This is a genomic window from Sphingobium sp. CR2-8 (assembly GCF_035818615.1).
Classification (GTDB): Bacteria; Pseudomonadota; Alphaproteobacteria; order Sphingomonadales; family Sphingomonadaceae; genus Sphingobium.
Map to the genome: position 1 here is coordinate 529,580 of NZ_JAYKZY010000001.1, position 16,491 is coordinate 546,070.

Annotated in this window: 12 protein-coding genes; 7 read left to right on the forward strand and 5 right to left on the reverse strand. The window is 63.0% G+C overall.

Annotated features, from left to right (window positions below; all coding sequences use genetic code 11):
• A complete protein-coding gene (locus tag U5A82_RS02300) occupies positions 1-1,833 on the reverse strand; it encodes a DUF8034 domain-containing protein (RefSeq protein ID WP_326288330.1) in 1,833 nt (610 codons plus the stop codon).
• Positions 1,833-3,185: an MFS transporter gene (locus tag U5A82_RS02305; RefSeq protein WP_326288332.1), complete on the reverse strand. Its 1,353-nt coding sequence runs from the start codon at positions 3,183-3,185 to the stop codon at positions 1,833-1,835. Before U5A82_RS02305 ends, U5A82_RS02300 begins: the two co-directional genes overlap by 1 nt.
• A 299-nt stretch (positions 3,186-3,484) precedes the next feature.
• On the opposite strand from U5A82_RS02305, the gene U5A82_RS02310 reads away from it, so the two are divergent.
• On the forward strand, positions 3,485-6,289 hold the full coding sequence (locus U5A82_RS02310) for a TonB-dependent receptor (protein ID WP_326288334.1): 2,805 nt from the start codon (positions 3,485-3,487) through the stop codon (positions 6,287-6,289).
• Positions 6,290-6,369: 80 nt separating this feature from the next.
• Here the strand turns inward: U5A82_RS02310 and U5A82_RS02315 are convergent, their stop codons facing one another.
• The gene (locus U5A82_RS02315) at positions 6,370-7,929 is read right to left on the reverse strand and encodes an alkaline phosphatase D family protein (protein WP_326288336.1); all 1,560 of its coding nucleotides are present in this window, start codon (positions 7,927-7,929) and stop codon (positions 6,370-6,372) included.
• Between the two features lie 107 nt (positions 7,930-8,036).
• Between U5A82_RS02315 and U5A82_RS02320 the strand changes: the two genes are divergently transcribed.
• Positions 8,037-10,340: a TonB-dependent receptor gene (locus U5A82_RS02320; RefSeq protein WP_326288337.1), complete on the forward strand. Its 2,304-nt coding sequence runs from the start codon at positions 8,037-8,039 to the stop codon at positions 10,338-10,340.
• Positions 10,341-10,397: 57 nt separating this feature from the next.
• Here the strand turns inward: U5A82_RS02320 and U5A82_RS02325 are convergent, their stop codons facing one another.
• Entirely contained in the window at positions 10,398-12,542 is a 2,145-nt protein-coding gene (locus U5A82_RS02325) for a TonB-dependent receptor plug domain-containing protein (RefSeq protein WP_326288338.1), read from the reverse strand.
• A gap of 76 nt (positions 12,543-12,618) precedes the next feature.
• Here U5A82_RS02325 and U5A82_RS02330 point away from each other — a divergent pair, with 76 nt between their 5' ends.
• From U5A82_RS02330 to U5A82_RS02345, 4 genes are all read left to right on the forward strand, one after another.
• Positions 12,619-13,152, forward strand: coding sequence for a hypothetical protein (locus tag U5A82_RS02330; RefSeq protein WP_326288339.1), 534 nt, complete (start codon positions 12,619-12,621; stop codon positions 13,150-13,152).
• Between the two features lie 151 nt (positions 13,153-13,303).
• The gene (locus tag U5A82_RS02335) at positions 13,304-14,056 is read left to right on the forward strand and encodes a Crp/Fnr family transcriptional regulator (protein WP_326288341.1); all 753 of its coding nucleotides are present in this window, start codon (positions 13,304-13,306) and stop codon (positions 14,054-14,056) included.
• Positions 14,053-14,259 (forward strand): hypothetical protein, encoded by a 207-nt coding sequence (locus tag U5A82_RS02340; RefSeq protein WP_326288343.1) that lies wholly within the window; start codon positions 14,053-14,055, stop codon positions 14,257-14,259. The genes U5A82_RS02335 and U5A82_RS02340 overlap by 4 nt, the downstream gene beginning before the upstream one ends.
• Positions 14,249-14,761, forward strand: a complete 513-nt coding sequence (locus U5A82_RS02345) for a hypothetical protein (protein WP_326288345.1) — start codon at positions 14,249-14,251, stop codon at positions 14,759-14,761. The genes U5A82_RS02340 and U5A82_RS02345 overlap by 11 nt, the downstream gene beginning before the upstream one ends.
• Here U5A82_RS02345 and U5A82_RS02350 read toward each other — a convergent pair.
• On the reverse strand, positions 14,758-15,537 hold the full coding sequence (locus tag U5A82_RS02350; RefSeq protein WP_326288347.1) for an N-formylglutamate amidohydrolase: 780 nt from the start codon (positions 15,535-15,537) through the stop codon (positions 14,758-14,760). The genes U5A82_RS02345 and U5A82_RS02350 overlap by 4 nt on opposite strands.
• Positions 15,538-15,551: 14 nt before the next feature.
• On the opposite strand from U5A82_RS02350, the gene U5A82_RS02355 reads away from it, so the two are divergent.
• On the forward strand, positions 15,552-16,490 hold the full coding sequence (locus tag U5A82_RS02355; RefSeq protein ID WP_326288349.1) for a transglutaminase family protein: 939 nt from the start codon (positions 15,552-15,554) through the stop codon (positions 16,488-16,490).
• Position 16,491: the final 1 nt, after the last annotated feature.

Below are 16,491 nucleotides of genomic sequence, written 5' to 3' on the forward strand. Positions count from 1 at the left end.
TCAGACCCGGTTCCAGGGGAAATCGAGCGTCGGGCGGTTGGCGTAGCGCGTCATCGCCAGCGTCAGCTGCGCGCCGCAGCCAGGGTCCAGCCGGATCGTGACATCGCGCCCGCCTGTCATGACGGTGCACCCGTCCAGAGTTATGCTGTCGATCCGATGTTCGGCATAGGCCCCGCCCTGGATGGTCACGCTGCGCGCTTCGCGGGGGTTGAGGTTCACCAGAGCGACGCGCGTCGAGCGGTCGTCCATCGCCTGCACCAGGGCCGCCACATCGGACGGCACGCCAGCGCGGCGCGCCACCGGATCGAAATAGCGCAGACGGCAATGGAGCGGTACGCCCCCCTGCGGTGGCGACGTCTTGGACCAGGGCGGACGGGCGATATGCAGGCCGCCCGTCATGAGCTGCACCAGGCTGGTGACGCTGGCGGGGTTGATGCCGATCGGCCAGTCCGCCAGCCGCGTCTGCGGCGTGGTGGTGTCCATTTCGCGCGCCTTTACGCGTTCGGCCACGCGCGCGAGATCCTTCGCAAGAGCCTGCTGCGGATAGGCGGGATTGCGTCCCTCCAGATAATCCAGCCACGGATGATCGCCCGCTGCGGCCCGATCGTCCGGGCGCTGCGACATGTACCAGATTTCGAAACCATTGACGCGATAGGGGCCGGGTTTCCAGCCATACCAACCCTGTGCGCCATACATGGTTGGCACGGACGAAACCCCATCCGTCGCGCGCGCCTGCGCATTGATGCGCGCATTCTGCCGCCGCCACAGGTCTATATAGCCAAGGTCGCCGGTCATCACGACCGCACCCATGAAAGCCGTGATCGACCGGGGCACGCGATTGCGATCTTCCCGCACCCCGGTTTGTGGGACGAGGGGAGAGAAGCCCCAGCCATAGGTGCCCTTCCACCAATCTTCGCCGACCGTGCCGTCGGGTCGCACGAAGCTGGGCAGGATATCGCCATTCCTGGCCGCGCGTTCGACCCATGCGTCCAGATAGTCGAGCGCCCAGCGCCGATAGGCGTCCCCGCCGCCCAGCGCATAGGCGTTGAGGCCCAGCGTCGTGGATTGCAGGTTGAGCGGATTGTCGCCGATCACGTCGCCATATTCGGCATAATGATCGAGCGTTTCCCGGTAGCTGGTTTCGCCATGCTCCATGTGGAAGGGTTTGGGATCGAAGGGGTCGCCGGCCCAGTCCAGCGGCGTCGCCTGCCGCAGCATCGGTCCGCGACTGCCGTTCAGCAGGCTGCGCATCATCCGGCGAGCGGGGTCATAGTTTCGCACGGTCGGGTCGCGCCCGGTATAGAAATCGGCGTAGCGGCGTGTGCGATCCAGCAGCTTTGTGTCGCGCGGGCGGGACAGGCCCATGACGTTGAAGCTGGTCAGCCCCTCTGCATTGTGCTGCCAGTCCATCTGGACGGGAAATTCGCGATAATACATGCCTTTACGCGCGATCGGGACGTCGACCGTGTGCGCGGCGGTAAATTGCTGGATATGCCCTTCCCAAAAGCGTGAGGCGAGCGTCGCGATCCGGTCGCTTGCGCCCAGCGCATGGAGCAGGAACCAGTCGTTGGTGGCTTCCGCCGCATCGTCCGGCCCGTCATTGGCGCCCCAGCGTTCGAAGACTTTCAGCCGATCGCGGTCGTCCACATATTGGGCGTAGAAGGCCTCGCATGCCTGCACATTGGCGTCGAGCAATTGGCGCTGCATGACGGCCCAAGTCGGCGGGGCCATCGGTGTCGTCGCCACCAGTTGCGGGCGGGTATCGCGCGCCTGGGCGGGCGCTGCGATCGCCGCCGCGCCCGTCGCCAGGAAACGCCGCCGGTCGATCCGCATCAGGCGATTTCCAGCCGCCGGATCGGCCCGGTGATGACGAGGAAGGAAAAGATGGTGAGCAGGCAATGCGCGCCCACGAACACCAGCGCCAGGTCGAACGATCCGGTCACGGCGACAATATAGCCCACGACGATCGGGGTCACGATGCCCGCGACATTGCCGAACATGTTGAAGACCCCGCCCGACAGCCCCGCCAGCGATTTGGGCGCGACGTCGGCCATGATCGCCCAGCCGAGCGACGCGATCCCCTTGCCGAAGAAGGCGACCGCCATCAGCGTGACGACGAGCCATTCTGCCTCCACCCAGACGCAGGCGATGATCGCGGTGGCGAGCAACATGCCGAACACCAGTGGCACCTTGCGCGCCAGATCCAGATTGCCGGTGCGCTTCAAGATGCGGTCCGACGCGAAACCGCCCAGCAGGCCGCCGGCGAAACCGCACAAGGCCGGGGCCGCCGCTGCGAAGCCAGCCTCCATGATATTAAGGCCGCGTTCCTTGACCAGATAGATGGGAAACCAGGTGACGAAGAAATAGGTCAACACATTGATGCAATATTGGCCAAGATAAATGCCCAGCATCATGCGGTTGGCAAGCAGTTGGCGGACGTTGTTCCAGGTGAAGGTCGAAGCCTTGGCCGCCTGCCCTGCGCCATCCTCCATATGGATGAGGCCCCCGCCCGCTTCGATATGGGCCAGTTCGGCCGCGTTGATGGCCGGATGACGGGCGGGGCTGTGAATGAAGCGGATGAACATGGCGGTGGCGAGCAGGCCCAGCGCGCCCATGACCCAGAACACCGCGCGCCAGCCGAAATCATGGACCAGCCAGCCCATGAGCGGCGCGAAGGCCACGAGCGAGAAATATTGCGCACTGTTGAAGATCGCCGAGGCCGTGCCGCGTTCCGCGCCGGGAAACCAGGCGGCGACCAGCCGCGCATTGCCGGGAAAGGACGGGGCTTCGGCCACGCCGACCATGAAGCGCAGCGCAAACAATGTCGCGACGACCGGCAGGCCGACGATCAGGCCGATCGTGCCCTGCACCGCCGTGAAGATGGACCAGATGGCGATGGCCCCGGCATAGATACGCTTCGTGCCGAAACGGTCGAGCAGCAGGCCGCCCGGTATCTGCCCCAGCACATAGGCCCATGCGAAGGCGGACAGGATGAAGCCTGTCTGCACCGGCGAAATCCCCAACTCTCCGGCGGCGGCGTTGCCCGCGATGGAGAAGGTTGACCGATCGGCATAGTTGATCGCGGTGATGAGGAAGATCAGCGCGATGATCCTGTAGCGCACATGGGTCGGACGCTCGATCGGCGTTGCGGCTGGCACGGCGTCGGCAACGACAGTTTGGGTCAAAGAAGGCTCTCCTTATGGTCGCTGCCCGTCTGACGGGGCGGTCGATGCGCTGATGGATCAGGCTAGCGTCGCGATCCCATATGGTCCAAGTCCAAATGAGGCATGATCCAGCCATTTCCTGGCATGATTGGGGCAGGGATAAGCATCGCAATCGGCCATTAGTGCATGTCGCGCATCGATCCATGCCGGATTGGGAATGGCATATGCATGATATCCGGGTCTATCGATTAAGGACCGACCCGGCGTCAAGGGCGGGCAACGATAGCGCACCGCGCATGCATTAGGGGAGTGATAAGGCCATGAACGCCACCCGTAGATTCAAAACCATATTGAGCGTGTCGAGCGCGATCACCACGATCGCCTTGGCGCCCATCAGCCTGGCGCAGACCGATGCCGACGCTGCGTCGCCGCCCGCCACCGTTGCGCAGGACGGCAATGTTGTGGCCGATATCGTCGTGACCGGCTTTCGTGCCAGCCTGAACAGCGCGCTGAACGTCAAGCGCAACGAAACCGCATCGATCGACGCGATCAAGGCGGAGGATATCGCCGAATTTCCCGACCTGAACCTGGCCGAATCGTTGCAACGCATTCCCGGCGTCGCCATCAGCCGCGTGAACGGTGAAGGTCGCAACGTGACGGTCCGTGGCCTTGGCCCTGAATATACTCGCGTCCGCATCAATGGGATGGAAGCGATCGGCACGACCGGCGGCACCGACAATTCGGGCGGCGTCAATCGCGGTCGCGGCTTCGATTTCAACATCTTCTCGTCCGACCTGTTCAGCAACCTTTCGGTGCGCAAGACTGCGACGGCGGATGTCGAGGAAGGATCGCTGGGCGGCGTCGTGGATCTGCAAACCGCGCGTCCGCTCGATTATCGCAAGCCCACGGCGGTCCTTTCGGCGGCGGCGAGCTATAACGACCTGAGCGGCAAGACGACGCCGCGCCTGTCGGGGCTGGTCGCGACGCAGACGGACGATGGCCGTTTCGGCGTGCTGCTGTCAGTCGCCTATGAGGAACGCCGGATCATCGAGGAAGGCGCGAACATCACCCGCTGGACCTATGGCGGGTTCAACAACGGGTTCAACGCTGCGTCCACCCTGCCCGGCAAGACGATTGGGCAAATCAACGATCCCAATCCCAATACCGCCCTGTTCCACCCGCGTATCCCTGGCCTTGTCAGCTACGACATCGGGCAGAAGCGGTTGGGTGCGGCGGGATCGATCCAGTTCAAGCCGACCGATCGCACCACCATTTCGATCGACAGCCTCTATTCGCGTCTGGACGGCACCCGCAAGGAAGCGCAGTTGCAGGCGATCAGCTTCAGCCGGTCGGGCACCGGCAAGCCGCAGACCATCATCCGCGACGGCGTGGTGGACGAGAATAACAACATCATCAGCGGCCGGTTCGACAATGTCGATCTGCGCTCTCAGGCGCGCTACGACGTGCTGAAGACCGAATTCTACCAGGTCAACGGATCGATCGACCAGCAACTGGGCGACCGGGTGAAGATCAACGTGATGGGCGGTCGCGCCAAGTCGGAATTCCGCAACCCAATCCAGACCACGGTAACGATCGACGCGGCCAATACCGGCAATTTCCAATATGATTTCACGAGCCGGTTCCCGAATATTTCGCCGGGCGTCGATGTCGCCAATCCATCCACATGGAGCTTCATCAACGGCACGTCGGAAGTGCGCATACGGCCCCAGACCGTCGACAACACGTTCACCACGGCCAAGGGCTTCGTCGAATGGGAAGCCAATGACATGGTGACCCTGAAAGCCGGGGCGGACTGGCGCAAATTCGAATATTCCTCGACCGAACGCCGCCGCCTGTCGGGCGAAACCGTGGTCGTACCGCTGACATCGGCGCAGCTTGCGGGCAGCACGACCCTGTTCGACGGCTTCGGCAAGGGGCTGAACATCCCCACCGGCACGCCGACCGCATGGATCATCCCCGATCTCGACGCCTTCATCAGTCAGGGCGGCATATATAGCAACCCGACCTACGCCACTGGCGGAATCGAAAATGCGACCGCGCGCGGTTCCTTCATCACCGTGACGGAAAAGGATCTGGGCGCATGGGGCATGGCCCAGTTCAACCTGGCCGACGCCGGGGTGCCGATCCGCGGTGATATCGGCCTGCGCTATGTCAAGACCGACCAGTTTTCGACCGGCTATCGCAGCCAGGGGTCGCGGGTCGACCTGGTCACGGCGGATCGCACCTACAAGCGCTGGCTGCCTTCGATCAATCTGGTTGGCAACATCACCGACGACCTTCAGGTCCGCTTCGCCGCCGCCAAGACGCTGGCCCGCGCCGGCATTTCTTCGCTGACGCCGGGCGGTAACCTGAACGTGTCGGGTGGCAATCGCAGCTTCTCGTCCGGCAACCCGGACCTGAAACCGACATCGTCCAAGAATTTGGACGTGTCGATCGAATGGTATCCGACGCAGGGCGCGATCTATGCCCTGGCGGCGTTCCGCAAGGATATCGGCACGTTCGTCCAGACGTTGAGCGTGGGCGTGCCCTATGCAAATCTTGGCTTGCCGGATTCGCTGCTGGTCGGCACGACGGCGTCGCCGAGCGATATCTTCATCGTCAGCCAGCCAGTCAATTCGTCGGGCGGCATCCTGAAAGGGTTCGAGGTCAATATCCAGCAGCCGCTCAGCTTCCTGCCCGGTTGGCTGTCCAACTTCGGCGTGCTGGCCAACTATACGTTCGTGAAGTCGGATATCGAGTATCTGACCGTTGCCGACGGCAGCGCATCGGTGACCGCGCCGCTGGTCGGGCTTTCGAGGCATGCCGCCAACGCGACGGTCTATTACGAGACCAAGAAGTTCGCGATCCGTGGTTCGGTGGCTTATCGATCCAAATATCTGACCGCTGTGCCGGGGACAGAGGGCAATGCCTATAACGGCACCAACCGCACTATCAACGTCGATGCGCAGGCCAGCTATAATGTGACCGAAAAGCTGAAGCTGAGCATCGAAGGCATCAACCTGACCGACACGAAGAACGATCAGTTCGTTGACGAAACCAACCGCCTGAGCGTGCTGACGCATAGCGGCCGTCAGTTCAATCTGGGCGTACGCTACGCCTTCTAAGGTCGGATTGGCTGCTTCCCGGTTATTGGGGCAGATGTAAATAAGGGGTGCGCGACCGACTGACCCAGTCGGCCGCGCACCTATAGTTTCCGGGATATGCGGCTGCCCGCCTCTATCCTAAATTGCGCCAGCGAGGACGGCGGACTGTCCACCCGGGTCAGATCCGCGATCGCCCGGAAATCCGCGTCGAGCGCATGGCGGCTGATGTCGATCAGGACATAACCGGCATGGCGGGTATCGCTGAAGCGGATATGCGGATTATGGGCTTTGACGTCGCCGAACCGGCCGGGTGGCGGCGAGGCGGCGGCGATTGCCGATGTGACGATTTCCGTGCCCACTGCTTTGCCGGACCCATCGTTCAGGTCGTTGCACCAGAAGCTGTGAACATCTCCGCTCAGCACCACGGCATTGCGCACCGCAGGCTGAGCCAGGCCGCCGAGCAGGCGGTCGCGATTGGCCGCATAGCCGTCCCACTGGTCGCTGAAACTGCTGCGATGTCCGCCATCCAGCCAGAGCGGGGCGAAGAAGACCTGTTGCGCGATTATGGTCCAGGGGCGTTGCTCGCGCGTCAGGCGTCCCGCCAGCCAGGACTCCTGCGCGGTGCCCATGATCGTGCGGTTTGGCGCCGACGCCTCCGCGCAATTAGTCAGTTCTCCATTGCGTGCGACATTGGCGGGCGCGCAGGGCGGCGTGCTGCGATATTGGCGCGTGTCCAGTATCGACAAGGACGCAAGTTCGGCCCAATCGACGGCGCGATAGAGGCGAGGCGCGCGTCTGCCGAGCCAGAGGCTGGGGCGGATCGGCATATGTTCGAAATAGGCCTGATAGGCTGCTGCGCGCCGGGGCGCGAATTGTTCGGGCGGCAAGCCTTCCCGGTTGGCGAGGTTGGCGTAATCGTTCAGGACTTCATGATCGTCCCATGTGACGATCCACGGCGCGGCGCGATGGGCCGCCTGCAAATCGGGATCGGTCTTGTAGAGCGCATGGCGCAGGCGATAGCTGGCCAGATCGCGCGGTTCGGGCACGCCGAAATCGCGGACCTTCGCCTGTCCGGCATAGCTTTGTTCGTAGATATAGTCGCCCACTTGCAGGATCAGGTCGGGCTGGGCCGCGACGATATCGCGATAGGCGCCGAAGCGGGCCTGTTCCCAATGCTGGCACGAGGTCAGCGCTAGGCGCAGCCGATCGGCCTGGCGCGGCACGGTGACGGCCCGGCCGACGGGACTTGTCGCGCCCAGGGCGTGGAAGCGATACCAATAGGGGCGTCCGGGGGACAGCCCCGTCACCTCGACATGCACGGCATGGGCGCGCTCGGGCCGGGCCAGCCCCTGCCCTGCCTTCACGATGTTGCGAAAGCCCTCGTCCGACGCGATTTCATAGCGGATCGCCACTGCATGGCCCGCGAGCCGCGCGGCATCGACGCCAACGAGGCGAGTCCAGAGGACGAATCCATCCCTGTCCGGATCACCCGACGCCACGCCCAGAGCGAAAGGATCGGCAAGACTGCGCGCATGCGCATCGAAGGACAATGGCGCAGCGACGGCAAAAGCCGCCATGGCCTGCATAAGGGCGCGGCGGTGCCAGAGAATATCGGGGAGGACATGGTGGTAGCCTCTACCGGCGGTTCGTGACTGCTCCATGACGTTTCGGAGTCCTGTCTTCAAATTGCAACCAAACCGTAGCGTCACTGTCGCGCCGTGCGCGTAGCGGCGCACCACCGATCATCCAGATCGGGGGGAAATTTAGCATGAAGTTCAGGACAATTCTGTCGACGTCCGCGACCTGCATCCTGCTGTTGAACGCAGCGGCGCAGGCCCAGACGTCTTCAGGAGAGGGCAATGCGCCCGCAGCCACCCCGGCAGAGGGCGACGCGGCGCAGGACGAAATCGTGGTCTATGGCCAGGGCAAGGTGCGGCAGGAACAGACGGTGTCGGCCAAGGCGATCGAGATACTCGCGCCGGGTAGTTCACCGCTGAAGGCTGTCGCGCGCCTGCCCGGCGTGGCGTTGCAGAGTTCCGATCCGTTCGGTTCCTATGAACTGGGCACGCGCCTGTCGGTCCGCGGCTTCAACCAGAGCCAGATGGGCTATACGCTGGATGGCGTGCCGCTGGGCGACATGTTCTACAACGGCCATAACGGCCTGCATGTCAGCCGCGCGATCGCGGCGGAAAATATTGCGCGGGTGGATGTGTCGCAGGGCGCTGGCGCGCTGGGCATCGCGTCGACCAGCAATCTGGGCGGCAATCTGGAATTCGTGTCGCGTGCGCCGTCGCAGGAGATGGGCGGGGAAATCGCCGCCACCTACGGCATGTACGATACCGCCCATATCTATGCGCGTCTGGAAAGCGGCGAACTGCCAAGCGGCACGCTGATTTCGCTGTCGGGCGTCTATCATGACGCCGACAAGTGGAAGGGTTTCGGCAAGCAGACCGATCGCAAGGTCAATGGCAAGGTCGTACAGAAGATCGGCGACGCGACGCTGACTGGCTGGGTCAATTATTCGCTGCACAAGGAACGCAATTATGCGGACCTGTCGCCCGCCACGCTCAACCGGATCGGCTATGATCTGGATTTCCTGGCGCCGGACTTCGACACGGCGGTGCGCATGTCGCAGGTGAACGCCAACCGCACGGCCGCCGCCGCAGGGCGCGCCCTGCCCTTCCCCACGGCAGGCACCAGCTTCCCGGCGCCCTACACCAATGTCAACGACACCTATTATGACAGCGGAGGGGTACGCGAAGACGTTCTGGGCGCGGTGACGCTGGACGTGCCTGTCAGCGACTGGCTGGATCTGTCGGCCACCTATTATCATCATTATGACAAGGGTAGCGGCGGCATCTACACGCCCGCCAAGTTCAGCCCGGACGGGTTCCCGCTGTCGGTGCGGACCACCGAATATGGCATCAACCGCGATGGCGGCATCGCCAACGCCACCGCGCGCCTGGGCAATCACACGTTCCAGATCGGCTATTGGCATGAGGATAATGACGCGATCACCGATCGCAACTATTATGCGGTCAGCCAGACCAACCGGCCGGACGTTACCGATTTCCTGAAGAACCCGTTCGCTAGCGACTTCCTGACCGACCTGACCACCGTCACGAACCAGTTCCATGTGAGCGACAGCTGGCAGCTGGGCGATGCGCTGACGATCGCGGGCGGGTTCAAGGGCGCGCGGGTGGAAAATGGCATCACGACCAACGCCGGCACCCCGTTCATCAACGGCAAGATCGCCGCGAAGGATTGGTTCCAGCCGCAGATCGGCGCGACCTACAAGGCCGGGCGTCAGGAATTCTTCGCCAATTATGCGGAGAATATGCGCGCCTATATCAGCTCCTTCCGGGGACCGTTCGGCACGACGCAGGCCGGGTTCGAAGCGATCCGGGGCACGTTGAAGCCGGAAACGTCGCGCACGATCGAAGCGGGTTGGCGGTTCGACGCGGGCAAGTTGCGCGGCGTCGTGACATTGTATGACGTGAAGTTCGAAAACCGCCTGCTGGCGGCGTTCAGCGGCGCGAACATCCTGGGCAATCCCAGCATCCTGCAAAATGTGGGCAGCGTGACCAGCCGGGGCGTCGAAATCGGGGCGACTTATCGCCTTACTCCGGCCCTGTCGTTGATCGGATCCTATTCCTACAATGACAGCAGCTATGACGACGATACGGTCAACGGCACCGCGTCGGTCCCGACCAAAGGCGTCCGCACCGTCGACACGCCCGCGCATCTGGCGAAGGGCGAAGTCAATTATGATGACGGCGCCTTCTTCGGCAACCTGTCGGGTGCCTACACGTCCCAGCGCAACCTGACCTATACCGGCGACCTGACGGTCAAGGCTTATGTCCTGTTCGACGCCGCCATCGGCTATCGCTTTCCGGCGGGCGGCGTATTGGGCGGGGTTGAGCTTCAGGTGAACGCGGTGAACCTGCTCAACAAGGACTATATCGCCGCGCTTGGCTCCGGCCAGTTCTTCAACAATGCGACATCGCTCAACAACACGATGCAGGCCGGTTCGCCGCGCCAGATATTCGGGACGATCCGCAAGAAGTTCTGATGTCAGATGGTGGATCGTCGGTCGCGATGCGCAAGCGCATCAGGGCCGACGATGCCGTCAATAACGGGCGTGGATGCTGGCGAACAGGGTCCGGCCAGACTCCGGGAACCCATCGGTCAGCACATAATAATCGTCGAACAGGTTGCGGCCGCCTATGCCGATTTCGACGGTGTCGGTCAGGGCATAGTCAACCCGCAATCCCGCATTCGCATAAGCGCCGGTACGGTAATAGAGCTGCGACTGTGCAGCCGTGCGCGCCGTGAACAGCGTCCAGCGGTTGGAGGCCAGGTCGATGCTGGGGACGATGTGCAACCGGTCGACCGGCGCCCAGTCGACATAGGCGAACCCCTTGTGCGTCGGCACCCCGGTCGCGCGGAACAGCGGGTTGGCGACATAATCGAGATCGCGCTTTGTGCCGCTATAATTGAGGCCGATGTCGAGGCCCGGCATCACCGTCGCCGAGACCGACAGTTCCACGCCGTAATAATGGCCTTTGCCCACGTTGCGGCTTTGCGACAAGTTGGTGAGCGCGCAACCGGGGCGCGGCACCGCTGGCGGCGTGGTCGATGCGGTGCAGGGATAGGCAGGTGTCGGAACGCTGAATATGGCATCCCTGACCCAGCTATAGAAAAGGGCGCTTTCGACGCGCAGCGGGCCGCTGGTCCAACTACCGCCGATTTCCGCATTGGTGGCGCGCTCCGCCTTCAGATCCGGATTGGGAATGGCGGTGTTGAAGCGCTGACTGAACCGTTCAAAGATGGTCGGGAAGCGGGCGCGCGACGAAAGGCTGGCGTGCAGGTTCAGCGCGTTGCTGGCCTGCCAGTCGAAACGGCCTTGGAGGTTCCAGGTGTCGGCGTCGCGCCGCGGATAACTGTAAAGCACCGAAGCGCCCGACGTGCCGAGCGGCGCGCCAAATTCCTGCGCCTTGATAAGGTTGCGCCAGTCGACGCTGCCACCCAGCGTGAAACGGAGGTTGGGGCTGAGTTGCAATTCATTCTCCAGCGCGGCGGAGAAGCTTTCCTCCGTCTGGGTCTGGCGCGGTTCGGTGGTCGGCACACCCGCAGTTGAGAAGCTGGTCTGGAACTCGACATGCTTGTCATGGCGGTAGTGGAAGGCCAGGCGCAGCGTATCGGCTTCGCTTGCGCGGAAGTCCAGCTGAGCCGATCCGCCCCAGGCACGGTCCTCATAGGGGCTATCGAACGCGAAAGGACGACTCTGCGTCGTTTGGGTGCGATCGTTGAACGAGCGCAGGATGGAATCGAACTGGTTGTAATAGGCGCGGGTCTTGAGCGTGGCCCGGTCACCCAGTGCGGTGGTCGACAGGAAATAGACGCTGGAGATGTTCCATTCCGGCCAGTCCCAGAAACGCGGCGTCGTCACCGTGTCGCTGATATGCAGCGGCGCGTTCTTCGCCCCTTCCTGATAGGTGTAGCTGAGCGCATATTCGTCGGTGGCGTTGGGCGTGAACCCGACCTTTGCATTGACGCGCCAGTCGCGCGTCCGCGAAAAGTCCCGCTCTCCGCCATCTTCCAACACGGGATTAGGCGGGGTAAAATCCTTGGGCAAATTCCAATGATCGGTGAAGCTGCGCGCGTAGCTGGCCTGCGCATACCATCTGTCCTGCCGCGTACCGACCATGGCGGACGTCGAGTAACCGGCATAATCGGTGTCATTGTCGAAATTGACCGTGCCGCGCACGTCGATGTCGAGCGCCTTGGTCGGCTTGCGGGTGACGAGGTTGATCGCGCCGCCCATCGCGCCTGGCCCGTCCAGTACGGAGGCATAGCCCTTGGCCACCTGCACTTCGGCAATGTCGGTGGTCAGGAAGCGGCCATAATCGAGCCGATTGTCGGCTGGCAGGTAGACGCGGATGCCGTCGATGGAAAGCGGCACCTGGAACCGGTCGAAACCGCGCACGAAGACGAGGCGCTCGTTACGCGTACCGCCGCTGTTGCCGGCCGCGACGCCGGGCATAAGGTTGACGGCGTCGTCCAGCGCATTGCGACCGAATGTGTAGATGGCATCGGACGACAGGGTATGGCTGTCGATCTCAATTCCGTGCGTGCGGGGGGCGGTCACGATGATCTGGCCCAGCGAGAAACGATCGGACTGGTCGGCCAAGGGCGCGGCCTCGGCCTGTGCATGCGCCGGTGCCGTGAAGATGGTGCCCGCCAGCGATATGGCGGCCAGTGCGATACGCATGAAATTCCCCTTTGCCGGTCGTCCGACTCGCTATATCGCGGCATATATAGGTTTGAATCCGGGAAGGAAGCCCTGCATGTCTTTGCGCCGCGTCAAACGCCTGTCTGTCCTTGTGGCGGCTATGCTTTCCCATCCCGCCTTTGCGCAGATGGACCATGGTCAGGTACAATGCAGCGCGCCCGCACCCTTGCCTGCATCCCTGGCGTCCTGGCGAAGCCCCGTCGCGTTGAAGGCGGGTGCCGACAACAAGGCGAGCGTCCGCGCCGCGATGACGCCGGGGCGGACCGTCACCCTGGCTTTGCTGCGGACGTCGGCCCTCTCCTACGCTGTCCGTCCCGAAAAAACCGGCGGCTCTGTCAGCTATGGCGGCCTTGCAAGCTTCACGGTCGCGCGAGCGGGGACATGGCGCGTGGCGTTGGGATCGGGCGCATGGGTCGATTTCGTGAAGGATGGCAGGGCCGCGACATCGATCGCCCACGGTCATGGGCCGGATTGCACAGGCATACGCAAGATGGTCGACTACAGGCTGGAGCCGGGTCGCTACACGCTCCAGATCGCCGCCAATGCGGAGGAAAGCCTGACGCTGGCCGTGACGCCATTGCCTTCGTGATGCCTGACAGATGGCCGCCGATCCCAATTAACCTGGGTCATAACGATTATCGCAGTGCGGCAGGCAACGACCCTGTAGGCGACCCGTTATAGTCCCGCACAGACTCTTCCCGCTGATGCGCACTTGCCCATTTGCGAGACCGATATATTTCATGTTCACCGAGCGATTTCTCAGGCACAGGCGCGGCGCTCATCTGGAAAGCGGGGAACGCGCGCGGCTGGAATCGGCGATCAGCGAAATCAAGACCCTGCCGCCGCGCACGAATATCGTGATGGCGGGAGATCGGCTCGACCAGAGTCTCTTGCTGCTCGAAGGCTTCATGTCGCGCTACATCGATGATCGCAATGGGTTGCGGCAGCTGGTCGCCGTCCATGTGCCCGGCGATTTCGTCGATCTCCACGCCTTTCCGCTCAAGGTGCTGGATCATGACGTCGCAACGATGACAGCCGCAACCGTGGCCATCGTGCCGCATGATGAAATCGATGCGATCTCACGCGACCATCCCGACATGATGCGCAAGCTCTGGTTCTCCACCCTGATCGATGCGGCCATCCATCGCGCCTGGCTGTTCCGCCTCGGTCGGCTCGACGCCGTCGGGCGGGTCGCGCATTTCATCAGCGAAACCAACGTGCGTTTGATGTCGGCGGGCCTGAGCGACGGTCGGCGGTTCGCGCTGGGGCTGATCCAGTCGGACCTGGCAGAAATCTGCGGCCTGACCAACGTCCATATCAACCGGGTGTTGCGGCAGCTTCGCGAGGAGAAGCTGTGCGTCTTCCGCTCGTCCCTCGTCGACATATTGGAGCCGGAGCAATTGGCCGTTCGCGGGCAGTTTCATCCAGCCTATCTTTACATCGACCTCCAAACCGCCGAAGCTTCGTCCTCGCGCCAAAGGCCCCCGTCATGACTATATCGCCCAACACCCCCCAGCCCCAGACCCAGCCCGGGGTCGCCAGCGCGGAAGACGGGCTTGTTGTGCTGGATGGTCCCAATGGGGTCGCGATCACGATGACCGTGGATGCTGCAAGACAGACGGGCAGCAGCCTGATTTACGCCGCCGACATGGCCGAGCAACAGATATCCAGGAAAGATCCCCAAGATGACGTATGACATTTTGTCCGGATGGACCCGCCTGATGGCTTCTGGCTATTCGATGGCGCAGACGGGCATGCGCGCCTATGAAACGATCAACGCTTCCAACGAGGTCATCGCCAAACGATCGCAGGTTATTGGGTCGGCGATGCAGTCGCCCTTGACAGGGGATCTGGCCGAGCTTGGCCGGATGGTGCCTGAAAAGGTCGACGCCTTCAGCCAGGCCGGGTCCGTCACCGTCGCGGCATTATGGTCGATGCAGGTCGCATGGATGGGACAGATGCAGCATATCGGGTCGATGGCGATGCGGGGCCGGGCGCCAACGCTTACCGAACTGGCCGATCTTGGCAGCCGTACCGCCTCCCTTACGCTGGAATCCATCGAAGCGGGTGCCAACCTGGGTTCGGATAGTTTGGCGCCGGTGCATCGCAAGGCGATGGCGAACGCGCGACGGTTGCGGCGCAAGGGCGCGCGCGAGTTAAGCAGATTGTCGGATCGCTCTATATCAGGTGAGCATTAGATAAGCCGACGGCGCGCCGCCTCCGCGACGTGATGCAAGCGGCCTGCCCAGACGGTCTGGCCTTCCAGGCCGTCGATGAGATCCTGTCGCACCTCGATTTCTGCATAAGGCAGGCTTTGCGCAAACGCATGCAGCGGCACCGTGTAGTCGGTGGCGTCCATCTGATAGGGTTGGTTGTCTCCCACGGTCAGATCCGCTTCCTGCTTGAGCGCTTCCAATAGCGCCAGTGCGAAATCCGTGCGTCCGTCCCAGTGAAGCACGCCTACGTCCCAGGGACGTGCAATCCCGTCCATCACCGGCGTGAAGCTGTGCAGCGAGAGCAGAATCGTCTCCCGCCCAGCCGCCTGTCGGGCAGCGATCGTCGCGGCGATCGCTGCATGATAGGGCGTGTGGATCGCCGCTATGCGCCTGGCGCGGTCGGCGACGTCCAGGGCCTCATTACCCTCGACCCGGCTGCCGTCCGACACGGTCGGGATGGCGGTCGGGTGATCCATGTCCCGGTTGCAATCGATGACGAGGCGTGAATAGACCTGATGCAGGAAAGGCGCGTCGAGCAAGGTGGCTAAGGTCCGCCCCAGGCCGTACGTCCCGATATCGACAGCGATGTGGCGAGCGCGATCGGTCGCGGCCAGGCCCAGGTCGCCCAACGCCTTCGGGATCGCCGATCCGGCATGATCGCCGATCAGCAGGAACGAGGATCGTCCTGTCGCGTTGAATAGCCCGAACGGCACCGGATCGTCCGGACCCAGAAGATCATCCGCCGCGCCACCGGCCATCAGGACTTTCCCTCATGCCGTTGCTGACAATCCATCATGTGACCAGCTATCGCTATCAGCAGCCGGTGTCGCTGGGTGAACATCGGATCATGATGCGCCCGCGCGAGGCATTTGACCAGCGCCTCTTGTCCGCCCGGCTCGATATCGATCCTGTGCCGAGCGAACTGCGCTGGCTGCACGACGTATTCGGCAATTCGGTAGCGATCGCTTCGTTCACGCGGCGCGCATCCCATCTGGTCGTGACCAGCGAAGCGATGCTGGAACATGCGCCGCTGGCGCAGCGGCAGGTGGATGTTGAAGCCTATGCCCGGCTGTTCCCCTTTACCTATTCGTCGGAAGACATGCCCGACCTGCTGCGGTCGATCGAGCGGGCCTATCACGACCCCGAACGGATCGTCGACAATTGGGCGCGCGCGTTCGTCAGCAATCATGGCGACACCGGGACGGTAGACCTGCTGACCCGTATGGCGACGGGCATCCAGCGCGACTTCACCTATGTGCCGCGTCATGAAAAAGGCACCCAGCCGCCGATAGAAACGCTGAAGAAGCGCCAGGGCACCTGCCGCGACTTCGCCGTTCTGATGATCGAGGCGGTGCGGGCGTTGGGCTTTGCGGCGCGCTTCGTATCGGGCTATGTCTACAACCCCTCACGGTCCGAAGATGTGGTCGGCGGCGGGAACACCCATGCCTGGGTGCGCATATTTCTGCCGGGGTCGGGCTGGGTGGAGTTCGATCCGACCAATGGCATCATCGGCAATCGCGGACTGATCCGCGTCGCCGTCGCGCGCGATCCCTATCAGGCGCTGCCTTTGTCGGGCAGTTGGTTTGGCCTGCCCGCCAGCTTCCTGGGGATGGATGTGACCGTCGATGTGCGGCGCACCGATCCCAGTCTGTTCCCGGCCACGACCCATGGCGCCATCAACAGCCGATCCGTCGGCGCTGCAGGAAAGTGAC